This window comes from Bradyrhizobium erythrophlei, assembly GCF_900142985.1.
Lineage (GTDB): Bacteria > Pseudomonadota > Alphaproteobacteria > Rhizobiales > Xanthobacteraceae > Bradyrhizobium > Bradyrhizobium erythrophlei_B.
Window position 1 is genome coordinate 2,304,272 of the sequence record NZ_LT670849.1, and the last position, 23,897, is coordinate 2,328,168.

The 23,897-nt window shown below is 62.6% G+C and carries 20 protein-coding genes; 4 read left to right on the forward strand and 16 right to left on the reverse strand.

Annotated features, from left to right (window positions below; translation table 11 throughout):
* Nucleotides 1–22 precede the first annotated feature (22 nt).
* From pstB to BUA38_RS10865, 8 genes are all read right to left on the reverse strand, one after another.
* A complete protein-coding gene (gene pstB / locus BUA38_RS10830; RefSeq protein ID WP_072817920.1) occupies nt 23–859 on the reverse strand; it encodes a phosphate ABC transporter ATP-binding protein PstB in 837 nt (278 codons plus the stop codon).
* Entirely contained in the window at nt 856–1,701 is an 846-nt protein-coding gene (gene pstA / locus BUA38_RS10835; RefSeq protein WP_072817921.1) for a phosphate ABC transporter permease PstA, read from the reverse strand. The genes pstB and pstA overlap by 4 nt, the downstream gene beginning before the upstream one ends.
* A gap of 1 nt (nt 1,702) precedes the next feature.
* Nucleotides 1,703–2,692 carry a phosphate ABC transporter permease subunit PstC gene (pstC, locus tag BUA38_RS10840; RefSeq protein ID WP_072817922.1) on the reverse strand — a complete coding sequence of 330 codons (990 nt, stop codon included), beginning with the start codon at nt 2,690–2,692 and terminating at the stop codon, nt 1,703–1,705.
* Between the two features lie 200 nt (nt 2,693–2,892).
* The gene (pstS, locus tag BUA38_RS10845; protein ID WP_072817923.1) at nt 2,893–3,903 is read right to left on the reverse strand and encodes a phosphate ABC transporter substrate-binding protein PstS; all 1,011 of its coding nucleotides are present in this window, start codon (nt 3,901–3,903) and stop codon (nt 2,893–2,895) included.
* 122 nt (nt 3,904–4,025) lie between these two features.
* Nucleotides 4,026–5,324 (reverse strand): ATP-binding protein, encoded by a 1,299-nt coding sequence (locus BUA38_RS10850; protein WP_072817924.1) that lies wholly within the window; start codon nt 5,322–5,324, stop codon nt 4,026–4,028.
* Nucleotides 5,325–5,360: 36 nt separating this feature from the next.
* A complete protein-coding gene (locus tag BUA38_RS10855) occupies nt 5,361–6,416 on the reverse strand; it encodes a lysylphosphatidylglycerol synthase domain-containing protein (RefSeq protein ID WP_072817925.1) in 1,056 nt (351 codons plus the stop codon).
* A 305-nt stretch (nt 6,417–6,721) separates the two neighbouring features.
* Nucleotides 6,722–7,018 (reverse strand): hypothetical protein, encoded by a 297-nt coding sequence (locus tag BUA38_RS10860; protein ID WP_072817926.1) that lies wholly within the window; start codon nt 7,016–7,018, stop codon nt 6,722–6,724.
* The gene (locus BUA38_RS10865) at nt 7,015–8,418 is read right to left on the reverse strand and encodes an OmpA family protein (protein ID WP_072817927.1); all 1,404 of its coding nucleotides are present in this window, start codon (nt 8,416–8,418) and stop codon (nt 7,015–7,017) included. The genes BUA38_RS10860 and BUA38_RS10865 overlap by 4 nt, the downstream gene beginning before the upstream one ends.
* Nucleotides 8,419–8,668: 250 nt before the next feature.
* On the opposite strand from BUA38_RS10865, the gene BUA38_RS10870 reads away from it, so the two are divergent.
* Nucleotides 8,669–9,727, forward strand: coding sequence for a polysaccharide deacetylase family protein (locus BUA38_RS10870; protein WP_072817928.1), 1,059 nt, complete (start codon nt 8,669–8,671; stop codon nt 9,725–9,727).
* 52 nt (nt 9,728–9,779) lie between these two features.
* A complete protein-coding gene (locus BUA38_RS10875; protein ID WP_072826020.1) occupies nt 9,780–10,589 on the forward strand; it encodes an SDR family oxidoreductase in 810 nt (269 codons plus the stop codon).
* 74 nt (nt 10,590–10,663) lie between these two features.
* Here the strand turns inward: BUA38_RS10875 and BUA38_RS10880 are convergent, their stop codons facing one another.
* The 6 genes from BUA38_RS10880 to BUA38_RS10905 all read right to left on the reverse strand — a co-directional run bounded on the left by BUA38_RS10880 (nt 10,664) and on the right by BUA38_RS10905 (nt 18,641).
* Nucleotides 10,664–11,833, reverse strand: coding sequence for an alkane 1-monooxygenase (locus BUA38_RS10880; RefSeq protein WP_072817929.1), 1,170 nt, complete (start codon nt 11,831–11,833; stop codon nt 10,664–10,666).
* A gap of 318 nt (nt 11,834–12,151) precedes the next feature.
* Nucleotides 12,152–13,588 (reverse strand): benzoyl-CoA 2,3-epoxidase subunit BoxB, encoded by a 1,437-nt coding sequence (gene boxB, locus BUA38_RS10885; protein WP_072817930.1) that lies wholly within the window; start codon nt 13,586–13,588, stop codon nt 12,152–12,154.
* Nucleotides 13,589–13,747: 159 nt separating this feature from the next.
* Nucleotides 13,748–15,436, reverse strand: coding sequence for a 2,3-epoxybenzoyl-CoA dihydrolase (boxC, locus tag BUA38_RS10890; protein WP_072817931.1), 1,689 nt, complete (start codon nt 15,434–15,436; stop codon nt 13,748–13,750).
* 103 nt (nt 15,437–15,539) lie between these two features.
* Nucleotides 15,540–16,064: a DUF309 domain-containing protein gene (locus BUA38_RS10895; protein WP_072817932.1), complete on the reverse strand. Its 525-nt coding sequence runs from the start codon at nt 16,062–16,064 to the stop codon at nt 15,540–15,542.
* A gap of 55 nt (nt 16,065–16,119) precedes the next feature.
* On the reverse strand, nt 16,120–16,935 hold the full coding sequence (locus BUA38_RS10900; protein ID WP_072817933.1) for an alpha/beta fold hydrolase: 816 nt from the start codon (nt 16,933–16,935) through the stop codon (nt 16,120–16,122).
* A 158-nt stretch (nt 16,936–17,093) separates the two neighbouring features.
* A complete protein-coding gene (locus tag BUA38_RS10905; RefSeq protein WP_072817934.1) occupies nt 17,094–18,641 on the reverse strand; it encodes a benzoate-CoA ligase family protein in 1,548 nt (515 codons plus the stop codon).
* Between the two features lie 129 nt (nt 18,642–18,770).
* Here BUA38_RS10905 and BUA38_RS10910 point away from each other — a divergent pair, with 129 nt between their 5' ends.
* Nucleotides 18,771–19,679 (forward strand): helix-turn-helix transcriptional regulator, encoded by a 909-nt coding sequence (locus BUA38_RS10910; RefSeq protein ID WP_072817935.1) that lies wholly within the window; start codon nt 18,771–18,773, stop codon nt 19,677–19,679.
* A gap of 31 nt (nt 19,680–19,710) precedes the next feature.
* Here the strand turns inward: BUA38_RS10910 and BUA38_RS10915 are convergent, their stop codons facing one another.
* Nucleotides 19,711–21,477 carry an adenylate/guanylate cyclase domain-containing protein gene (locus BUA38_RS10915; protein WP_072817936.1) on the reverse strand — a complete coding sequence of 589 codons (1,767 nt, stop codon included), beginning with the start codon at nt 21,475–21,477 and terminating at the stop codon, nt 19,711–19,713.
* A gap of 95 nt (nt 21,478–21,572) precedes the next feature.
* The gene (locus BUA38_RS10920) at nt 21,573–22,358 is read right to left on the reverse strand and encodes an IclR family transcriptional regulator domain-containing protein (protein WP_072817937.1); all 786 of its coding nucleotides are present in this window, start codon (nt 22,356–22,358) and stop codon (nt 21,573–21,575) included.
* 119 nt (nt 22,359–22,477) lie between these two features.
* Here BUA38_RS10920 and BUA38_RS10925 point away from each other — a divergent pair, with 119 nt between their 5' ends.
* Entirely contained in the window at nt 22,478–23,833 is a 1,356-nt protein-coding gene (locus tag BUA38_RS10925) for an aromatic ring-hydroxylating dioxygenase subunit alpha (protein WP_072817938.1), read from the forward strand.
* Nucleotides 23,834–23,897 lie beyond the last annotated feature (64 nt).

Below are 23,897 nucleotides of genomic sequence, written 5' to 3' on the forward strand. Positions count from 1 at the left end.
ACGCCGGGCCTGATCTTATTCCCTAGCCGAACCGGCCGGTGATGTAGTCCTGGGTTCGCCGGTCGTTCGGCGAGGTGAAAATCTTGTTGGTTTCGTCGAACTCGATCAATTCGCCCAAATACATGAAGGCTGTTTTGTCGGAGACGCGGGCCGCCTGCTGCATGTTGTGGGTAACAATGGCGATCGTGTAATTTTCGGCGAGTTCCTGGATCAGTTCCTCGACTTTCGCGGTCGAGATCGGGTCGAGCGCCGAGCACGGCTCGTCGAACAGGATCACCTCGGGACGCACCGCCACGGTGCGGGCGATGCAAAGCCGCTGCTGCTGGCCGCCGGACAGGCTCAGGCCCGAAGCATTGAGCTTGTCCTTCACCTCGTTCCACAGCGCGCCGCCGCGCAGCGCCCTTTCGACCCGGTCGTCCATTTCGGACCGCGAGATCTTCTCGTACAGGCGGATACCGAAGGCGATGTTCTCGTAGATCGTCATCGGAAACGGCGTCGGCTTCTGGAACACCATGCCGACCCGCGCCCGCAGCAAATTGAGATCAAGCTTGGGATCGAGAATGTTGGTCTGGTCGAGCATCAACTGGCCGGTGGCGCGCTGTCCCGGATAGAGGTCGTACATCCGGTTGAAAATCCGCAGCAAGGTCGACTTGCCGCAGCCGGACGGGCCGATGAACGCGGTGACGCGGTTGGTGCCGAGCGTAATGTTGATGTTCTTCAGCGCGTGGTGTTCGCCGTAGTAGAAATTCAGGCCGCGCGCGGTCACCTTGGCCGGCGGCTCGGCATGGCCCGAAGCATGGCCGACCACAGTCGGCACCGGTGTCGCGGGAACACTCACGGAAGCGGAAAGATCGGTCATTTTGCGGTCCTCTCGGCGCCAAGAATGCGCGCGCCAATGTTGAGAGCAAGTACGGTCAGCGTGATGATGAGGGCCCCGCTCCAGGCCAACTGCTTCCAGTAGGCGTAGGGGCTCTGCACGAAATTGTTGATCGTCACCGGCAGGTTCGCCATCGTCTTGGTCAGGTTCAGGCTGAAGAACTGGTTGGAGAGCGCGGTGAACAGCAGCGGCGCGGTCTCGCCGGCGACGCGCGCGGTTGCCAGCAGCACGCCCGTGATCAGGCCGGAGCGCGCCGCACGATAGGCGATCCGCCGGATCACGAACGAACGCGGCAGGCCCAGCGCGGACGCCGCCTCACGAAGTGGGTTGGGAACGAGCAGCAACATGTCCTCGGTGGTGCGCAGCACCACCGGGATCACGATCACCGCAAGCGCCAGCGAACCTGCGAGCGCCGAGAAGCCGCCCATCGGCACCACGATCGCGCCATAGATGAACAGGCCGATGATGATCGATGGCGCGCTCAACAGGATGTCGTTGATGAAACGGATCACCGAGGTGAGACGGTCGTTGCGGCCGTATTCGGCGAGATAGGTTCCGGCGAACAGGCCAAGCGGCGCGCCGAGGCCGACGCCGATCACGGTCATGATGATGGAGCCGGTGATCGCGTTCAAAAGACCGCCTTCGTTCGATCCCGGCGGCGGCGTGTTCTGGGTGAAGAGTTCGAGGTTGAGGCCCTTGAGGCCGTTGAAGAACAGCGTGAACAGGATCAGCGCGAGCCAGGTGACGCCGAAGACGGCGGCGCCGACGCAGAGCGCGCGAACCACGATGTCCTTGCGACGGCGGGTCTTGTAGATCGGGTTCACGCTACTTCCCCGCCTTTTTTTCCAGGCGCAGCAGCATCAGCCGCGCGCCCGACAGCACCAGGAAGGTCAACACGAACAGCAGCAGGCCGAGCAGCATCAGCGCCGACTGATGCAAGCCATCGCTCTCGGCAAATTCGGAGGCGATCGCCGCCGAGATCGTGGTGCCCGGGGCAAAGATCGAGGACGAGATCCGGAACGAATTTCCGATGATGAAGGTGACCGCCATGGTCTCGCCGAGCGCACGGCCGAGCGCCAGCATGACGCCGCCGATGACGCCGACGCGGGTGTAGGGAATGACGACGTTGCGGACCACTTCCCAGGTCGTGCAGCCGATGCCGTAGGCGGCCTCCTTCAGGACCGGCGGCACGGTCTTGAAGACGTCGACCGAAATCGCGGTGATGAACGGCAGCACCATGATCGCGAGAATGAGCGCGGCATTGAACAGGCTGAGATAGGAGGGCGGGCCACCGAAGATCGAGCCAAGCACCGGAACGCCGTCGAACAGGCTGATCATGAACGGCTGGAACGTATAGGCCAGGAACGGGCCCAGCACGAAGAAGCCCCACATGCCGTAGATGATCGAGGGAATGCCGGCGAGCAGTTCGATCGCAATTCCGATCGGCCGGCGCAGCCATTGCGGGCAAAGTTCGGTGAGAAAAATCGCGATGCCAAGGCCGACGGGGATCGCGATCAGCATCGCGATGAACGATGTGATCAAGGTGCCGTACATCGGCCCCACCGCGCCGAGCACCGGCGGATCGGCCGACGGCGCCCAGCGCTGCGTCCACAGGAACGCAAAGCCGTATTCCCTCATCGCCGGCCATGCGCCGACGATCAGCGAAAGAATGATGCCGCCGAGAATGAGCAGGACCGAAATCGCGCAGGCGCGGGTGATCCAGTAGAAGGTGACGTCTCCGGCCTTGAAAGCGTTCAGGGCCCTGGCGCGGTCGTGAGGTCCTGCGACTTCGACTGCTCCGCTTTGAACCGCCATGTCTGCCACGCCAATTCCCTCAGTCTGGTTCAAAGTTCCGCTCGCGCGCGCTTTGCTGGATGCCGCTTTGCCGGGTGCGGTCTTGTCCTGACACCAAATCAGTCCCGAACAAGCATAACGCTTCGCGGGATCGGCGGTAGAGCGCAGCCCGCCCGGCCACGAGATGGTTCCGGGCGAGCCACGTGTTTACGCAAGACGCATCAGCTCTTGATGTCGGCCGACCAGGTCTTCTCGATCAGCTTGACGACCGGCTCCGGCATCGGAATGTAGTCGAGCTCCTCGGCCATCTTGCCGCCGTTGGCGAAAGCCCACTTGAAGAACTTGACGGCTTCCGCGGAGGCAGCCTTGTCGGCCGGCTCACGGTGCATGAGGATGAAGGTCGAAGCCGTGATCGGCCACGACTGTTCACCCGGCTGGTCGGTGAGGATCACGTAGTAACCGGGGGCGCTGGCCCAATCGGCGTTCGAGGCTGCGGCCTGGAACGCGGCGACCGTCGGCTGCACCGGCTTGCCGGCCTTGTTGACCAGCGCCGTGTAGATCAGCTTGTTCTGCTTGGCGTAGGCATATTCGACATAGCCGATCGAATTCTTGGTCTGGCCGATGTTGCCGGAGACGCCCTCGTTACCCTTGGCGCCAACGCCGACCGGCCATTCGACCGCGGTGCCGGAGCCGACCTTGGTCTTCCACTCCGCGCTCACCTTGGAGAGATAGTCGGTGAAGTTGAACGTCGTGCCCGAGCCGTCGGAACGGCGGACCACGGTGATCGCCTCGCTCGGCAGCTTCACATTCGGATTGAGCTTCTTGATCGCCGGGTCGTCCCACTTGGTGATCTTGCCGAGATAGATGTCGGCGAGTGTCTGGCCGTCGAACACCACTTCGCCTGGCTTGACGCCTTCCAGGTTGACCACAGGAACGATCGCGCCCATCACCATGGGCCACTGCACCAGGCCGTCCTTGGTGAGCTGATCGACCTTCAGCGGCATGTCGGTGGCGCCGAACGTCACGGTCTTGGCCTCGATCTGCTTGATGCCGCCGCCAGAGCCGATCGACTGATAGTTCAGCCCGTTACCGGTCTCTTTCTTGTAGGCGTCGGCCCATTTCGAATAGATCGGGAACGGGAACGTCGCGCCCGCTCCGGTGATGTCGGCGGCAAAAGCCGACGTCGATGCGGCGACCAGGCCGGCAGCGACGATCGTTTTGAAGAAATTCATTGCTGGTCTCCATCTCGTAAGCGATTGCGCTCACGCGGTCCGTTTAGGAGCCGTCGTTGCCGCTTTTACGAAGGTTTGGTGACAGTTGGATGACACAAGCAAGCTATTGAAATTACTTGCTTTCAGCTCAAAGACGGCGGCCTTGCCTGGGGAAAGCAGGCGGTAAAAGTCGCACCCTGCTTGAGCACGCTTTCGATCAAGAGCCGGCCGCGGTGGCGGTTAACAATATGTTTCACCAGCGATAGTCCGAGCCCGGTTCCACCTTGGGCGCGGCTGTCGCCGACATCGACCCGGTAGAACCGCTCGGTCAGCCGCGGCAGGTGCTCAGGCGCAATGCCCGGACCGAAATCTCGGACCAGAACCCGCAGTTCCAGCTGACCCTCGCTGGAGGTGGCCGCCACCAGCGAGACGTTTACCTTGCCGCCTGCGGCGCCATACTTCAGGGCATTCTCGACCAGGTTCTCGAACAGCCGCATCAGCTCTTCGCGGTCGCCCGCGATCCAGGCCGGCGTCTCCGGCAGATCGACATTGACCTCGACCTGACGCTCACCCGCCAGCGGCTCCAGTCCGTCGACGACCTGGCGGATGATGGGCACGATATCGACCAGCGTATCCGGGCGAACATGGGCCGAGAGTTCGACCCGCGACAGCGATAACAGGTCGTCGATCAGCCGCGCCATTCGCGTCGCCTGGCTATGCATGATACCGAGGAAGCGCTCGCGCGCCTTGGGATCGTCGCGCGCCGGCCCTTGCAGCGTATCGATGAAGCCCGACAGTGCCGCCAGCGGCGTACGCAATTCATGGCTGGCATTGGCGACGAAATCGGCGCGCATCTCCTCGACCCGGCGCAGCGGCGTCTGGTCGTGAAACGTCATCAACATGCACTTGTCGGTACCGCCAAACATCGTCGGCACCGGCACCGGAATGATGACGAGCTCCATCCAGCGATCGACCGGCGCGTGATCGAGATAGGTGGCGCGCCGCACCTCAGTGGTCGCGATGGCTTCGCGCAACGCCGTGATGATCTCCGGCGACCGGAGCGCGAATTGCGCGAGCTCGTTCTTGCGCAGCGCCGGTGCAAGCTGGGCCGCGGCGGCATTGAGGTGAATGACGCGGCCGGCGCGGTCGAGCAGCACGGCCGGATCCGGCATGCCGGAAACGACCGCGGCGACTGCTGCGGACTCGACCGGATTGACGCCGCGAACGTCCTCACGTGACATCGTGGCGTCATGCAGGCGCCACGGCACCAGTGCGGCGGCTGCGATGCAGACGAAAATCGCGACCGCGCGCAGCGCCGACAATTCGCCGAGCACGACCACCGCCGAAAGCGCCAGCGCCGCCGCAAGCAGGATGATGGCCGAGTGCCTCAGCCGGTCCGGCCACGGCGAAAAAAAGAACGAAGGCGTATCGTCTATTGCCATCGGACCAATGCCCGCTTTCCGAAGTTCAAGCCAGCGTCAGGCCCCATGATCTCCACGCTCGCGGACGTAAACAGCTTCGCGCGGTGGTTCGACGGCCACTGCGGCCGCTGCCTCTCGCAGTCGTTTCGACCGGGTTCCGACGATAACTTCTCGAAACGTCAATAAGATTACAGATAGGACGAACGGCGCAATATAATAGAGCAACCGGAACAGAAGCATCCCGGCGAGAAGGTCCTCCCGGTCCATTTGCCACAGGCCGACCAGCATGGCGGCGTCGAAAACGCCGAGCCCTCCGGGCGAATGGCTGGCAAAGCCCAACAACGTCGCCGAGACAAAGATCACGGCCACCACCACGAAGCCGAGATTGGGCTCGTCCGGCACCAGCGTGTACATCGCGAGCGCGCAGAAGCCGAGATCGACGATGCCGATCCCGATCTGCAACAGCGTCAGCGGCCCGCCCGGCAGTACGACGGTCCACGGCCCGCGGCCGACATTGCGCGGCTGTATCCACACCCAGACCACGTAGCTTACGAGGCAAATGATCAGCGCAATGGCGATCAACCGGTTGAGCCAGGACGGCAGCTGATCGACCGCAGAAGCTGCTTCCGGGTGATAGGCAATGCCGAGCCCGAGCACCGCGGCGTTGCCGAGCCAGAAGGTGAGGCCTGCGATGAAGCAGATCTTGGCGACGTCGATCGCGTTCAGTCCCCAGGCCGAATAGATGCGATAGCGCACCGCGCCGCCGGTAAAGACGCTGGCGCCGACATTGTGCCCGATCGAATAGCTGGCGAAGGCCGCAAGCGCATTGATGCGGTAGGGGATGTCACGGCGACCGATCGTGCGCATCGCGAACAAATCGTAGAAGGTCAGCGTGAAATAGCCGGCAGCCACGAACAGCGCGGCGAGTGCAATCGACCGCGGCTCGGTGCTCTTGATCGCCTCGAGGACCTCGAACGTGTCGATGTCGCGCAGCATGTGGTAGAGCACATAACAGGCAATACCGATGACCGTGACGCTGACCGCGACGCCGAGCTTGTGCAAGATCTGCCTGTGGCGCAGAAACGAGATCGCCCTGCGTATCGGTTCCAACATCTAGACCTCGCCGTGCGGACAATACCGCCAACCGCGCCTTGCCCTACGATCCAGTTCTACCATTCGCTCCACAGCCTCGCGCACTGCTCCGGAGCAAATTTGAAGCCCGCTCCGGATAATCCCCCGGTCTGTTGGTAGCCGGTTTTGCGCCGGAGGGGAATTCGCTTCATGCTAATAAGCCTTTTTCTTCAACATATTAGACGCCCTGTACAGGCTTTTCAAAAGGCGCGGCATGCCCGCGATCTAGGCATCCGCGGCTTTCCACGGGCGGCGGGCAATTCGTCGAAAGTCTCATGCGCAATCTCTCAAGCTGCGCTCACGGGCCCGGGAAGGACGCGGTTGCGCAACCACGATCCGATCGCACAACCGATCAGATAGACCGCAAAGATCACCAGACCGAGATCGAGCCAATAGCCCACCCGCCCCGGCACGATATGCGTCAGTGACGCCGCCAGCAGAAGCGCGACCAGCGCGCCGAGCCAGCCGGCGAGAGCTTTGGAGACGCCATGGCCGCGATGAACCACCGCGATCCAGCCCATGGCGAAACCCAACAGTAATGCGGCAACCAGCCAGCCCCAATGAAATGTCGCCAGAAACATCATGGCTGCTCCTTCACCACGAATTCAATGCGGCGGTTGCGCGCCTTGCCTTCGTCGGTGTCGTTGGCGGCGACCGGCTGGGTGCTGCCATAGCCGATTGCCGCAAAACGGCTCGCGGGCAGGCCGGCCTTCACCAGATAATCGACAACCGCCTGGGCGCGCCGTTCGGACAGGGTCTGGTTCGCAGGTCCATCGCCATCGCTATCCGTGTGCCCGACGACCTCGATATTGGTGGCCGCACAACGCAGCGCAATCTCGATCAGGTGATCGAGCAGGCCTGCCGAATCCGCATCGATATTGGAGCGCCCGGATTCAAAGCGGATCGTACCCTTGCCGAGCACGTCCGTAAACAACTGCTGGCAGACGGTCGCGTCCACGGGCGCCGCCGCAGGTTTAACCGAGACATCGGCCTTGAGCTGCCAGCCTTGCGGGAAATCCTTGATCAGGTTGGCGCGAAGCTGACCGGCGGCGGCGTCGTAGAGCACATCACCTGACAGCTTCACTTCGCGATCCGTCACCACCAGCGTCCCCGTCGACAGGCGCGACAGCGCGCCAAGCGCCGGCACCACGGCGTTGGAAAAACCGGACGGCGCCCCGAGGCTGGTCTTGAGGTTGTCGACGACCTTCTCGCTGAAGAACTTGCGGCCCGCCGAGGCAACGATCGCGGTGTGCGCGTTGTTATCGGGCACATAGCCCGTCAGCGTCACCGTCAGCGCCACCGGATCCTTGTTGGCCTGGAAGATATAGGGCGGCGCCTTGATGTCGTTGGCGGCGACCGAAAAGCCCTCGGGCAGATTCTTCAACGCTGCCGCAATCGCCTCGCGGCCGCCGATTTCGCGCGCCATTCCGGCGAGGCTGACCTTGCTGTCCGAAATCGTGATCTTGCCGTCCTTCAGCTTCGCCACCTGGTCGAGCAGGAGTAGCGCAGCCTCGTCGAAACGCGGCGGGGCGCCGCGCGACAGGTTGGTTTGATCGACCACTTCGACGCCGCCAAGGTCGGCGCGCGCCGCTTCCAAAAGCTTGCCTTTGGTGGTGGGCAAGGGCGAACTGCCGGTTAGCGTCACCCTCACCACATCGCGTTCGGCCGACCAGACGAACGGCTTGGCCTCCGGGACCAGACGGGTTTCGTCGTTGACCAGCCGTACACCCGGCACGGCCTCAATCGTGGCCACCGCATTGCGGCGTCCCTCATCGGAGAACGCATCAGCCACCAGGGTGACGTCGCGGCCACTGACCGTGATCTTGCTCTTGTCGAGCAAAACGTCCTTGAGCGCGGCAGTCGATCGGCCGGCGAGTTCGGTTTCCAGGGGGGAAGTGCTGAACCAGCCGGCCAAAGCCCAAATGACGGCCAGCGGTATCGTGCCCGGCCACCATTTGCTGCTCCACCTAGCCAATCCGCGCATCCGACATCCTGCGAGGCGAGAGGCCTCGTCTTTTCCGAAATTCGCAAACAGCCAGCAGGCGTTTCCCCAGGCGCGAATTTCGGCAAACGGGGGGCCGGCAACACACCGGAACGAGAGAGAAAACAAACCCTTGGGGGGCTGTCAAACCCGAAATAGCGCGGGATGACGCCGCCGGCGGCCGAGGCGGCTAATCGTTTCTTCAGATGTCCGCCGCTAGGTTGAATGCCCTTTCAACCAGCCGACCTTCCTGATGAAGCAGTTACGCAGCAACATCATCCGCGCCGGCCTGGAAGCGCTTTATTTCACCGGTGCGCACCACCTGTTTCGCCCGATTTTCTCCGGCGTCGGCAGCATTTTCATGCTGCATCACGTGCGGGCGGCGCGCGAGGCGGCGTTCCAGCCCAACCGCCATCTCGAAATCACACCCGAATTCCTGCGCACGGTCCTTTTGCACCTGCGTTCTCGGGGCGTCGACATCGTCACCATGGACGAGATGCACCGCCGGATGAGCGAACGCGACTTCTCGCGGCGTTTCGCCACCTTCACCTTCGACGACGGCTATCGCGACAACCGGGATTTCGCACTGCCGGTCATGCGCGAATTTGACGCACCGTTCGCGGTCTATGTCACCAGCGACTTCGCGCAAGCCACGGGAAACCTGTGGTGGATCGCGCTCGAGATGGTGACCGCCAAGGCATCCCACATCGAGGCCACCATCGATGGCGCGGCGACGCGCATCGATAGTTCGACGCTGCCGGCAAAAAAAGCCGCCTTCGAACGCCTGCACGACTGGCTGCGAGCCCTGCCCGGCCACGACGATCTCGCCCGCGAGATCGGCAAGCTCTGCATCCAGCACGGCATCGATCGAAACAAGATTTGCAGCGACCTCTGCCTGTCATGGGACGAGTTGAAGCCGTTTGCCGACGAGCCGCTGGTTACCATCGGCGCGCATTCGGTGACCCATTGCAACATCGCCCAGCAGACCGACGAGATGGCAAGGCAGGAAATGACGGCGAGCCGTTCGCGGATCGAAGACGCACTTCAGCGGCCGGCGCTGCACTTCGCCTATCCTTACGGTGACCGGCGCGCCGCTGGCCAGCGCGAATTCGCGCTCGCGAAAGAGGCCGGATTTAAAACAGCGGTGACGACGCGGCCAGGCATGGTCTTTGCCGAAAACGCGGAATATCCGACCGCGCTGCCGCGGGTTTCGCTCAACGGCAATTACCAGCACGAGCGGATCCTGCCGGTGCTCACCTCGGGCGCCGCGACCGCGATGTGGAACGGCTTTCGCCGCGTCGACGCGGCTTGACTAGCCCAAATCGCGCGCCCAGAACTTCCGTCAAAGCCAACGGAGGATGCGCATGTTCACCGACCTGTTTTCGCTTCGTGGCCGTGTCGCCTTGGTGACTGGCGGATCGCGCGGCATCGGCAAGATGATCGCCGCGGGGTTTCTCGCCCAGGGCGCGGCCAGGGTCTACATCACCGCACGCAAGGCGGCGGCGTGTGACGCCACTGCAAAGGAACTGACCGCGGCTTATGACGGCGAGTGTATTGCGCTGCCGATCGATATTTCCACCAACGCCGGCATCGAGATGCTGGCCGGCGAGATCGGCAAACGCGAAGGCAAGCTCGACATTCTCGTCAACAATGCAGGCGCGGCCTGGGGCGCCGATTTCGACGAATTCCCGGAGAGCGGCTGGGACAAGGTGATCAACCTCAATCTCAAGACGCCGTTCTTTCTGACCAAGGCACTCGCCGCGCTGTTGCGCGCGGCTGCGAGCGCGGAGCGGCCGGCGAAGGTGATCAACATCGCCTCCATCGACGGCATCTTCGTCAATCCGCTGGAGACGTATTCCTACGCCGCGAGCAAGTCCGGGCTCATCCACTTGACGCGGCGGATGGCTGCGAAACTGATCGGCGACCACATCGTGGTGTCGGCGATCGCGCCGGGTCCGTTCAAGTCGGACATGAACAAGGCGGCGCGCGACAACGCCGATGAGGTGGCGACGCGGGTGCCGGCGGGACGCATCGGCACCGACGAGGACATGGCGGGTACTGCGATCTATCTCGCCTCGCGCGCCGGCGACTATGTGGTCGGCGCCACCATCGCGGTCGACGGCGGTATCGTCTATGCCAATCCCGGCATCCAGGGCGGCGGCTGGGATCATTGAGGGGCGGCAGCGCCATTCGCTCGCCGCGTCAACTTATCCGTCATGCCCCGGCTTGACCGGGCGTAGCGCAAGCATCACGCGCTGGTCATCGCCGAGCCGCGATTCGGCGAAGCAACATCGCGCCTGTTCAGCTTACTGACGTCACCGCCCGCCCAGGCCAATGTTTTCGGGTCCATGACGCGGAACCACAGCGGCGGGATCGCAGCGAGCCCAAACATCCCCGTGTAACCGTTCGGCAGGCGCGGGATATCGTCGAAATCGCGCAGCGACTGATAGGGACGCATCGGGTTGGCGTGGTGATCGGAATGACGTTGCAAGTGCAGCGTCATCAAGTTCGAGACGATATGGTTGGTGTTCCAGGAATGGCGGGGCTCAACCGGCTGGTAGCGGCCGTTCGGCAGCTTCTCGCGCAACAGCCCATAGTGCTCGACGTAGTTGGCCTGGGTGAGCGCATACCAGCCGAGGAAGTGATGGGCGACGATGAACGGCGCGACTTTCCAGCCGAACAGGGCAATCAGCGCCGCGGCGACGATAAGCGTGAGCGCAAAGCCCTGCAGGATCTCGTTATTGAATGACCAAACGCGCTCGCCGCGCTTCGTCAGTCGTTCGGCTTCATTGCGCCAGCCTCTCTTGAGCGCGCCAGGCAGTTCGCGCGACGCGAAAACATAGATCGATTCACCAAAGCGCGCGCTGGCGGGATCCTCGGGTGTCGCGACCCAGGTGTGATGGCCACGATTGTGCTCAACGCGGAAGTGGGCGTAACCCACCGCATTATTGGCGAGCAAGCCAAAGAAGATGTTGAGCCGGTCGGACTTGTGGCCGAGTTCGTGCCCGACCAGCAATGCGCCACCGTCGATGGTGCCGACGCCGAGTAGCAACGCAACGTAGGACCACCACGGCAGATCCTGCGTGCCGAAGAAGGCAATCAGGGCAATGTAATTCACCCAGGGAAACACCACGTTGAGGCGCGCGAGCCGCAGGTAGTAGGGATCGGCTTCCATGGCGGCGACCACTTCCGCCGGCGGATTGTGCGTGTCTTCGCCGATGATGGCATCGAGCAGCGGGATCAGGCCGAAAATGAAGACGAAGGGAATCAGCGTCGCAAGCGGATTTTGCGCCCTGAGATAGAGCCAGTAGGACAGCAGAGGGACCAGTGGCGGAATGAACGAGAGAAACCACAGATAGCGTTTGCCGTCCCGGTAGGTGATGGTTTCGCCAGCAGCCGTGGTGCCCGTGAAGATCATCGCAATCCTCCAGCGTCGCGTTTCGAGGCAGCTTTTTCTTTGATTATAGCACGGCGGCAGGCGGGCTGGCACCGCCGGTTCACAGGTCAAATTGTGGCATTGTCGGCATCTCGCGGTGCGGCGGCTGGGATAGTTAGAATCTCGTCTGCAAATTATTGCGCCCTCTCCCCCTGCGGGAGAGGGCAACTCCTCTGGCAGAACTACGACGCCCGGGTGAGGGGTTCGGTCCAACGATTGCTTTAACTCGCGGACATAGACCCCTCATCCGTCGCGCTACTGCGCGACACCTTCTCCCGCAAGGGGAGAAGGTGAAGACAATCAGGTCTCGATCTTCACGTATTCGAAATCGCCCGGCTTGTTGTCGATGCCGATCTTGGGCGGCGAGATCCAGGAGGCGAATTCGCCGGCGGACGTCACCGGCTTCATCAGCGAGGCGATGAAATCTCCATCCTCGATTGACGGCAGCCATGCGCTCTTTTTCGCGGCCCAGGTCGCATCGTCGATCAGCACGCCCTCCGGCGTGGCGTGGATGTCCTTGAACTCGCCGATGGCGCGGTGGAAGGCGACGTTGGGCAGCGTCAGCTTGAAATCGTAGCCGGCGCTCGAGATCACCTTGTTCCAGCGCAACAGACCCTTGACGCAGTCCTGGGTGTAGTCGTCACGCAGGCGCATGTTGAGCGCGGTGAGCGCCGGCTCGTCGACGCGGGTGATTTTACCGTCCACGAGCTTGAGCACCGGATAGGTGTCGTTGGTCAGGCGATGATCGTCCGCGATCTGGGTCTCGTGATAGCGGCCCTTGATGCCGGCGTTGAACGCATTCGCCGCGTTGGTCGAGACCTCCGAACCGAAAAGATCAAGCGACAGCGAATAATGCAGGTGCAGCTTTTTCTGGATGGTCGGCAGATCGATCACCCCGAGCGCGCGAACCTTCGCGATGTCGGTCGGGTCAGAGATACCCGCTTCCGTCATCGCGTCACACGTCCGCTGCACCACGCGGGTGATGCCGGTCTCTCCGACGAACATGTGGTGCGCTTCCTCGGTCAGCATGAAACGGCAGGTGCGCGACAGCGGATCGAAGCCGGACTGCGCCAGCGAATGCAGCTGCATCTTGCCGTCGCGGTCCGTGAAATAGGTGAACATGAAGAACGACAGCCAGTCCGGCGTCGCTTCGTTGAACGCGCCCAGCATGCGTGGGCTGTCGGCATCGCCGGAGCGGCGGCGCAACAACTCGTCGGCTTCCTCGCGGCCGTCGCGGCCGAAATATTTCTGCAACAGGTAGACCATCGCCCAGAGATGACGCCCCTCCTCGACATTGACCTGGAACAGGTTGCGCAGGTCGTAGAGCGAGGGCGCGGTCTTGCCGAGATGGCGCTGCTGTTCGACGGAAGCAGGCTCGGTATCGCCTTGAATGACGATCAGCCGCCGCAACATCGCCCGGTATTCGCCCGGCACTTCCTGCCAGGCAGGCTCGCCGTAATGTTCGCCGAAGGGGACGACGCGGTTCTCTTCCTGTGGCGCGAGCAAAATGCCCCAGCGATAGTCCGGCATCTTGACGTAATCGAATTTCGCCCAGCCGCGCGGATCGACCGAGTAAGCGGTGCGCAGGTAGACCAGCGACTGCTGAAAGCCCTCCGGCCCCATGTCGCCCCACCAGTTCATGTAACCGGGGTGCCAGCCCTCGAGCGCTTTCAGCACCTGGCGGTCCTCGCTGAGATTCACGTTGTTCGGAATCTTGGTCGAGTAGTCGACATTCATGATGTTCATCGCCGTACTCCTTGCTCGCTCTTCGTGTCCCGGACGCGGTGCGGTGCGAAGCGATGCATCGCAGAGCCGGGACCTATTCAGGTCTCGGTCGATATGGGTCCCGGTTCAGCAGCGCGTCACATACGCGCCGCGCTGCGCCCGGGACACGAATCAAACCCGTGTCGTATCGAACTGCGCCTTCTGCCCCGTGCCGTAACGGCGCAAGGCCCCCTCCTCGCCGACCGCATTGGGCCGCTGGAAAATCCAGTTCTGCCAGGCGGTGAGGCGCGAGAAGATTTTCGATTCCATGGTCTCGGGGCCGACGAAGCGCAGGTTCGCTTCCATGCCGGTGAGGCCATCCGGCGAGAAACTCGCGCGCTCCTCGAGGAACACGCGGACCTCGTCGTCCCAGTCGATATCGTCGAGCGCAAAGGTCACGAGTCCAAGCGCCTCGGCCTCTTCGGCGTCGAGCGCCTCGCCGATCCGCTCGCGCGCCTGGTCGAGATCGGACGGATTGGCCTGAAACCGCGATTCAAGCCGCGTCAGGCCGTGGCTCATCGGATAGGCGCCGAAATTCAGCGCGGAAAGCTGGACGGTCGGCGCGGCGCGGTTATCGCCCTGGCGCGTGCCGATCAACATATAGGAGCGGTCGGCGGCCAGCACGAGTTCGGCGAGCGTGCCGACAAAGCACGAGCCGGGCTCGATCAGCGCCACCAGCGTGCGCGAGGTGACGTCGATGCGCTTGAGCACGCGTTTCCAGTATTGCCGGATCTCGTTGACCAGCCAGTGCGCCTTGTTGGCTTCGAGGAACGCATCGTAAGCCAGCATATGCGCCGGATCGCCGTGCGACTTGAACACCACCATCGCGATCTGAAGCTCGTTGATGCGAAGATGCAGGATCGCATCGTCCAGTTCTCGCGCGACCTGGAGCGGCCAGAACTTGGCGCCTTGCGCGATCAGACGATCGATATCGGCGGGCGGCGGCGCCTCGGGCGCAGCAACCGAAATGGTGGCGATCCGCGCGGCACGATCGATATCGACGCTGACCGTGCCGTAACGAATGGTGGTGTCGCCGATGGCGCGCGACAATGGCGTCAGCGCGATGCCCTTGCCGTTGCCGTTGCGCTTTGAGATGCTCGCGAATTCCTTGGCGCGCTCGGACACCCTGGATTCGAGCTTGCTGTTCGGCGCAATCTCGTCGACCAGACGCCACTGAACCGCGCGCTTGCCCTTGATGCCTTCCTCGATGGTGCAGAAATAGTCGGCATGGTCGCGGCGCACCTTGCGCTTGTCGACGACGCGCGTCAGCCCGCCGGTGCCGGGCAAAACCGCGAGCAGCGGCACTTCGGGCAATGCGACGGAGGCTGAGCCGTCGTCGGCCAGGATGATGTGATCGGTCGCAAGCGCGAGTTCGTAACCGCCGCCGGCCGCGGTGCCGTTGACCACCGTGATGAAGCGCTGTCCGGAATTTTCCGAAGAGTCCTCGAGACCGTTGCGCGTCTCGTTGGTGAATTTGCAGAAATTGACCTTATGCGCGTGCGTCGCGCCCGCCAGCATGCGGATATTGGCGCCGGCGCAGAACACCCGGTTCTTGCCCGAGCGCATGACCACTACTTTCACGCCGGGATGCTCAAAGCGCAGGCGCTGCACGGCGTCGGCCAATTCAATGTCGACGCCGAGGTCGTAGGAATTCAGCTTGAGCTGATAGCCTTCGAACAGCCCGCCATTCTCGTCGACGTCCATGGTCAGCGTCGCGACCTCGCCGTCCACGGCAAGTTTCCAGTGCCGGTAGCGCGACGGGTCGGTTTGAAAATCGATAAAGCTCGCGCCGCCTGCGAGAACGCGTTCGTCACCGGCCATGGGCCCATCCCTGCTTGCGGTTCTTGGTTACGGGGTACATGCACAATAATGCATGTTAGCCGGCAGGTCTAGAGGCCGAAAGCAGCAAAATGTGCATTTTCTTTCATAATTTGCCGGCGGACCCGATCTTGATCCAGTCGATCTTCGCCAATGTCGGCTGGGCCAGGCGGCCTTCCAGCAGCCTGCCGAGATGGGCCGCCGGGAAGCGATCGGCAAAGCCGTCGCCGGCCCCGCTCGTGCGGCGCGACAGCAAACCCTTGATGGCCGCGAGCGCTTCGCCCCATAGCCGCGCGGTCGCATGCGGCTTTTGCATCCGCAGCTTCAGGTTGGCATTGGCGATCTGGATACAGGCCCGCAAGAGAATCCGCTCGCGCCCGCCTTGCGGCGCCGCCGCCCAGACCGCTTCCAGCACCTCCTGCGCTTCCCAGAAATAGCCGGCGTCGTTCAGCGCAATGCCGTAGCGAAGCGCGGGATGCCTTGCCGGCACGTAGCCAAAGAATTGCGCCGGCACCAGCGCCTTGGCCTGCCACAACGTCTCGTGATCCGGTTCGCTATCGGCCGGTTCGCCGGGTACATAGGCCCATTCGGGCAGCGGCAAATGCGCCGCGGTCGACGAAGTAATATTCATTGATCAATAGCCACAAAGGAGAAACGAAACGGCGGAGCTTAAATGGTCGGACGACTTAAACGGTCGGATATCCCGCGCCTTCATGCACTGTCAAAATGCAGTTGGCAAATTCCGAAATAGTTGCGAGCACTAGTTCAGGCGCCTCACGATGCGGCGAATGACCCGCGCCCGGTATAATGGTCACGTCAACGGGGCAATAGCACTCTTCCTGCGCGATCTCGATCTGGCGAATTGTCCCATACTGATCGCCCTCGCCCTGCAGGATGGCGACGGGCACCCGAATGTAGGCGAGATAGTCGCTGATGTCCCACCGACGAAAGTCGGGATCCAGCCAGGCGTCGTTCCAACCATAGAATGCGTTGTCGACGTTCTGATGCCAGCGCGCGAGTTTTGATCGCAGATCGGTCGTCTCATAGGTTGTCCTGATCTCGGCGATCGAGGCGACCGAGACATCCTCGACGATGAAATGCGGCGCGATCAGCACCACGCCGCGCACGCGGTGATCATTGGAACCGCCGGCATGGATCGCCGCGATCGAGGCGCCGTCGGAGTGTCCGAGCAGCACGCCACGCTCAAAGCCGATTCTCTCGAGCAACACGGGCAAAACATCGAGCGCCTCGCGGCTCATATAGTCGAGCGGACGCGGCAACGTGACTGGCGTCGAGGCGCCGTAGCCGGCGCGCGAATAGACGAACACGCCCATGCCGGTCGCGGCCTGCAAGGATTGCGGAAAATCGCCCCACAGCGCCGCCGAGCCCAGCCCCTCATGCAGCATCACGATGGTGGGCGCCTGCGAAGGCTGCGGCCCGATCAGGCGATATTCGAGATCATGATCGTTGATGCGGAGGTGGCCGGAGGGAGAAAGGGACATGCGTTCTCTTTTACATCGTTCGTCATTCCGGGGCGCGCGTTGGCGCGAGCTATGGTGCGCAATTGCGCACCTGAGAATCCATTCCTCAGCATGACCTGTGGCTAAATGGATTCCGGGTTCATGCTCCGGATGCCCCGGAATGACGGCCACAGGCAGGGCTACGCGGGTCCATCCCGCAGCTTGAACCGCTGGATCTTGCCGGTTGCGGTTTTCGGCAACGTATCGACGGTCTCGATCCAGCGCGGATATTTCCAGACGCCGATCTTCTGCTTGACGTGCTCCTTCAGCGCCTCGTCGAGACCATCTGCTTTCGCACCGGCGCGCAACACCACGAACGCCTTCGGCTTCAGCAGGCCTTCCGCATCTGCCTCGGGCACCACGGCGGCTTCCAGCACGGTAGGATGGGTGATCAGCGCGCTCTCGACCTCGAACGGCGACACCCAGATGCCCGAGACCTTGAACATGTCGTCGCTGCGGCCGCAAAAGATGTAACGGCCGTCGGCCTCGCGGACATATTTGTCGCCGGTGCGCGTCCAGTGTCCCTCGAAGGTGCGGCGGCTCTTGCTGCGCTGATTCCAGTAGCCTTCGCCGGCGGAAGGCGCGTCAACCAGCAATTCGCCGACCTCGCCGTCGGCCACGTCCGCGCCCGCCTCGTTGACCAGCCGGACCTTGTAGCCCGGCACCGGACGGCCCGAGGAGCCGTATCGGATATCGCCGGGCGCGTTCGACAGGAAGATGTGCAACAGTTCGGTCGACCCGACCCCGTCAAGAATGTCGACGCCAAAGCGCGCCTTCCAGGCATTGCCGACCGATTCCGGCAACGCTTCGCCTGCCGACGTGCAGACGCGCAGGCGCTCGCCGCCAATTTGGGCCTTGAGCTGCTCATCGTTCAGCATCGCCGCGAACAGGGTCGGCACGCCGTAAAAGATACTGGGGTGATATTTGTTCATCAGCGTGAACATCACCGCCGGCGTTGGACGCTCGGGGTTGAGGATCGTTGTCGCGCCGACCGACATCGGAAAGGTGAGCGCATTACCGAGGCCATAGGCAAAAAACAGTTTCGCCGCCGACAGGCACACATCGTCCTCGCGGATGCCGAGCACCTGGCTGGCATAGGTCTCGGCGGTGGCGGCGAGATTGGCATGCAGATGCCGCACGCCCTTGGGCATGCCGGTCGAGCCCGACGAATACAGCCAGAAAGCAGGTTCATCCGGATGCGTCGGCGCGGTCACATAGGTATCGCGCTCGTTCTTGAGCTCATCCGACAGCAACTTGTGGCCGAACGCATTTTGACCTGACACGACGACGCATTCGAGATCGCTCATGCGTCCGACAACGTCTTTGACGGCCGGATAGAGCGCTTCGGAGACGAACAGCACCCGCGCGCGGCAATCGGCCAGCACATAGGCATATTGATCGGACGTCAGAAGCGTATTGAGCGGGACCGGCACGATGCCGGCGCGGATCGCGCCGAGAAATACGGAAGGAAAATCCACCGTATCGAGCATGATCATCGCCACGCGCTCTTCGCGGCGGACGCCGAGCCGGCGCAGCAGATTGGCGACACGGCAGCTCTGCCGTTGCAGTTCGCCATAGGTCAGTTCGGCGACGGTGTCGGTATAGGCGAGCTTGTGGCTACGCCCCTCGTCGATGTTGCGATCGAGCAGATAGGTCACTGCATTGTAAGCGGGCGATGTCTCGCTCATGCCGGTCCCCTGGAAGCTCCCTCGTCCCGGCGCGGAGGCGGCCTCCACTCGGGTTTTAAGCATTATAATTCATAGAAATGCACCCCGCCAGCTTGCTGTCAATCCTCCTCGGCATTATGATTCCTGTCGATGGACGGCACCAGCGACCCCGAAACCGGTTTTCTCGAGCAGCTTGGCCAGCGTGTACGCACCATGCGGGCGCTGCGCGGCATGTCGCGCAAGGTGCTCGCCAAGGTCTCCGGCATTTCCGAGCGCTATATCGCCCAGCTCGAGAGCGGAAAAGGCAACGTCTCGATCGTGCTTTTGCGCCGCGTCTCGAACGCGATGGGCGCGCATCTGGAAGATTTGATTCCGCACCAAGAACCGTCGCCGGACTGGGCGGTGATCCGCGATCTCCTGCGAAAAGCAACGCCGAACCAGATCGCGCAGGCCAAGGACATTCTCACCGGCCAGAGCGGCGCCGAGCCGCGGCTGAAATCGTTCGCGGGTATTGCGCTGATCGGGTTACGTGGCGCCGGCAAGTCGACGCTCGGCAAGCTGCTCGCCAAAAAAATCGGCTGGAATTTCGTCGAGCTCAACAAGGAGATCGAAGCGCAAAACGGCCTCTCGGTCGCCGAAATCATCGCGCTGTACGGTCAGGAAGGTTTTCGCCGGCTGGAGCAGGCCGCGCTGACGCAGCTGTTGGCGCGGAAAGATTTGACGGTGCTGGCGACCGGCGGCGGCATCGTGTCCGAGCCCGTGACCTTCGATCTTATTCTCTCGTCGTTTTATACGATCTGGCTGAAGGCCGAGCCAGAAGAGCATATGGCCCGCGTCCGCAAGCAGGGCGACTTGCGCCCGATGGCCGACGACCGCTCGGCGATGGCGGAATTGCGCAACATCCTGACAAGCCGCGAGCCACTCTATGCGCGCGCTTCCACGGTGGTCGACACCGCAGGCCTCACGGTGGATGCCGCAGCAGTACGGCTGCTGGATGCGGTTTCGCCCATGCTGCAAAATGAGCCGAAAGCGTTCGGCCTGCGCAGCGCTGCGGTTTAGATGCGTGTGATCGACAGGTCGTGGTTTCCGGTCATGCCGGCAGGCCGGCCTTGAGAAGGCCGGCCTCATGCCGTTTGCGGTCGGCCTCGTGCTTGTAGTGCTGGGTGCCAAGATAGGCCGCGACTGAGAATTGCGGCTCGCGTTTGACGACCTCGGCTGCGTGCGCGGCGGCTGCGACCGAATTGCCCATTTGCGCGAACGTTGCAGCCAGGAAGGCATGATGCGTGTGATCTGGCCGCGTCAACCGCGAGAAGGCTTCGGCGGCCTCGGCATATTTTTCGGCGCAGTAGCAGGCACGGCCGAGATGGCTCCAGAAGCGCTCGGGGTGATAGGGGTTGAGGCGCATCGCCTTCTTGATCCAGTCGATACCCTCCTCTGGCCGTCCTAGCCACGTCAGCAGCTCGCCCTGTTGCACCACGACGAGATCGTAGTTGGGATTGAGGGTCAGCGCCCGCTCCTGGTGGTACGCGGCCTTTTCATGATCGTCGCGGTTCAGATTCACCGCGGCAAGGATCCGGTGCACGTCGCTGTCATTGTCATCCAGCGCAAGCGAGACTTCCAATTCCGCGGCGACCTGTTGGAAAGTGGCATCGCGATCCGCGCACCAATCATAAACCCATGTCTGGCCCAGCACGCACGCCTTCCAGGCATGAGCATGGGCGTAGTTCGGATCGAGTGCGAGAGCGCGGTCGAGCAGGTGCTGCGCTTGCTCATTGTCGGCTCGCGTCGAACGATGATGCAGCACCTTGGCGGCCAGGACGCACTCATAAGCAATCATGTTGTCCGTGGGCTTGCGTTTCGCACGGTCGTGCGTGGCCGCCTCGACGCGCCCCTGCAGGGTTGCGACAATTGCACGCGTGATTTCATCCTGGATAGCAAAGATGTCCTCGAGGTCGCGATCGTAGCGTTCGGCCCAGATGTGCCGGTCGGTCTCCGCGTCGATCAGTTGTACGGTGACGCGGATACGGCCGCCTGCCTTCCGCACGCTACCCTCAAGGACATAGTCGACGCCGAATTCGCGCGCGACCTCCTGCACTTTGACCGCCTTCCCCTTGTACACGAAGGTGGAATTGCGCGAGATAACGAGCAGGTCATGGAAGCGCGACAGCTCCGTGATAATGTCCTCGGTGAGGCCGTCGGCGAAGAACTCCTGCTCGGAATCGCCGCTCATATTGATGAGCGGCAGCACGGCGATGGACGGCTTCTTTGCGGATGTGGTCGCAGCCGCGGCATGGTTCGCAACCTCCGGCGCAACGCTCACGTTCTGGTCAAGCCGAAGCCGGAAAACGCGAATGGGACGCGCGATGTTCTTGACCTGCTGGTCGCCGAGATCCTCGAAGACAACGTCCTCCAGTCGACAACCGGCCTGATCGCAGACGGCCCCGGAGACACAAATACCACCGGGGTCGGCGAGAGCTTCCAGGCGGGCGGCGATATTGACCCCATCGCCGAAGATGTCGTCTTCATCGACGATCACGTCGCCCAGATTGATGCCGATACGAAATTGAATCTGCCGAGCCGGCGGGACATCCGTGTTACGTCGCGCCATGCGCCGTTGTATCTCGACGGCGCAAACCACTGCATCGACGACACTCTGAAACTCGACCAGCATGCCGTCGCCGGTCGTCTTGATGATGCGCCCGCGGTTCTTCGTAATGGCCGGATCGATGAGTTCAATCCGGTGAGCCTTGAGGCGTGCCAGCGTTCCCGCCTCATCGACCTCCATGAGCCGACTGTAGCCGACCATGTCGGCGGCAACCACCGCGGCAAGCCTGCGTTCAGGTCCGAGTTTAACCATCCGTCGGATTCCTTCGCAGTGAACTCTAGCAGATCGGAGCTCGTAGTGGGGCGGATTTGCTCGCGGTCTTTTGGCGCGGCCCGGCCTCCCTCCCCTCAGACCAACTTTTGCGTGACCTCCGCTGCCTGCTCGCGCAGCAGCGGCAAAAAGCGCTTGACCATCTCTTCGGTCGAGACCCGATCGACATGCGCGCCGATATTGATCGCAGCGACGATGGCTCCGTCATAGCGCTTCACGGGCACGGCGATCGAACGGAAATGAGGCTCGGCCTCGCGATCCACCAGCGAATAACCGCGCGCGCGATCGGCGGTGATTGCCGCCAGCAAGCGTTTCGGATCGGTCAGCGTCTGCGGCGTGAGTGCCTCGCGCTTCATGGCGCCGAGTCGCGCCTTCAATTCGGAATCGCCGAGCCGGCCAAGCATGGCGCGGCCGACCGCCGTGCAGAAGGCAGGCAAGCGATAACCGATATCGACGCCGCCGGAAAAAATCCGCGTCGGGCTGCCGCGCGCGATGAATACGACCTCCTCGCCATCGAGCACCGCGAGTGAGCTGATCTCCTGCGCAGCGGTAGCGATCTCATCCAGCACGGGCTGCAACACCGCGACAAGCTGGTTCGAGCGCAAATAGCTACCTGCAAGCGTCAGGACATGCGGCGTCGGCGCAAACATTTTGCCGTCGCTTGCGACGTAGCCGCCATGCTGAAGCGTCAGGAGGATGCGCCGCGCCGTGGCGCGCGGCAGGCTCGTGAGGTCAGCGATCTCGCTGAGCGTCATCGGCGACGGCCGCTCGCCGAACGCCTGCAACAGCCGCAAACCCCGATCGAGGCTTTCGACGAAATCGGTGGCGCGGGGCTCGCTGTCGGTGCGCTTGGGTTTGACCATCAGAGAGGCTTGCGAACTTTCGAGGCCGTGTTACGATGATTGAACATTTGTTCAATAGACGAACAACCTAGCTGCGACTGCCTTCCATCGCAAGCCTTTTTAGGATGAGGTAACGCGCCATGATGAGCCAGGAACAGAACGACCTGATCACCCGCACCGGCCCGAAAGACCCTTGCGGCAAGCTGATGCGGATGTACTGGCAGCCGGCGGCGCTGCTCGACGAACTCGAAGGCCCACGGCCGGTTCGCCCGGTCAAACTGCTCGGCGAAGACCTCGTGCTGTTTCGCGACGAAGAAGGGCGTTACGGCCTGATCGAGCGTCACTGCGCGCATCGCGGCGCCGACCTCGCCTTCGGCCGGCTCGAACATGGCGGCCTGCGTTGTGCCTTTCATGGCTGGCTGTTCGACGCGTCCGGCCAATGCCTGGAGACCCCTGCCGAACCGAAGGGCTCCAATCTCTGCCGTGGCATCAAGCAGCGCGCTTATCCGGTGGTGGAAAAAGGCGGCATCCTCTGGGCCTGGCTCGGCGAAGGCGAACCACCGGCCTTCCCGGAGATCGACTGCTTCGTCGCGCCCGGCAGTCATACGTTCGCGTTCAAGGGCCATATCGGCTGCAACTGGTTGCAGGCGCTTGAAGTCGGCATCGACCCTTCGCACGCTTCCTTCCTGCATCGCTTCTTCGAGGACGAGGACACTTCCGCGGCGTACGGCCGCCAGTTCCGCGGCGCCTCTTCCGGCACTGACCTGCCGATGACAAGAATCCTGCGCGAATATGACCGGCCGATCATCAATGTCGAGCAGACCGAATACGGACTGCGGCTGATTGCGCTGCGCGAAATCGACGACGAGCGCACGCATGTGCGCGTCACCAACCAGCTTTTCCCGCATGCCTTCGTCATTCCCATGAGCACGGAAATGACGATCACGCAGTGGCATGTGCCCCTCGATGACGAAAATTGCTACTGGTACGCGATCTTCACGAGTTACGCCGCGCCGGTCGACAAGAAGAAGATGCGCGAGCAGCGCCTCGAACTCTACGAATTGCCGGACTACAAGTCGCGCAAGAACAAGACCAACGACTATGGCTTCGATCCGCACGAACAGGAGACCGAGACCTATACCGGCATGGGCAGTGACATCAACGTGCACGACCAGTGGGCGGTGGAATCGATGGGCCCGATCCAGGATCGTACCCGCGAGCATCTCGGCACCGCCGACAAGGCGATCGTGCAGTATCGCCGCCTGCTGCGCCAGGAGATCGACAAGGCAGCCAAAGGCGAAAAGCCGTTCATGTTCCTCGATGCGGCACATGCCAGGAGCATTCAGGGCCCGGCGACGATGGACGGTATCGGACCGACGCGCGGCTGGGAAACCTTCTGGATGGAAGTCGACGTCAAGCGCCGTCGCGGCGCGCCATGGGCAGCGCCAGTGACCGCAGAAATCGACGACAAGGCTCCGCATCTGAGGGTGGTGTGATGAATCGCCTAGCTCATCCTTCGAGACGCGCGCAAAGGCGCGCTCCTCAGGATGAGGTCACCGC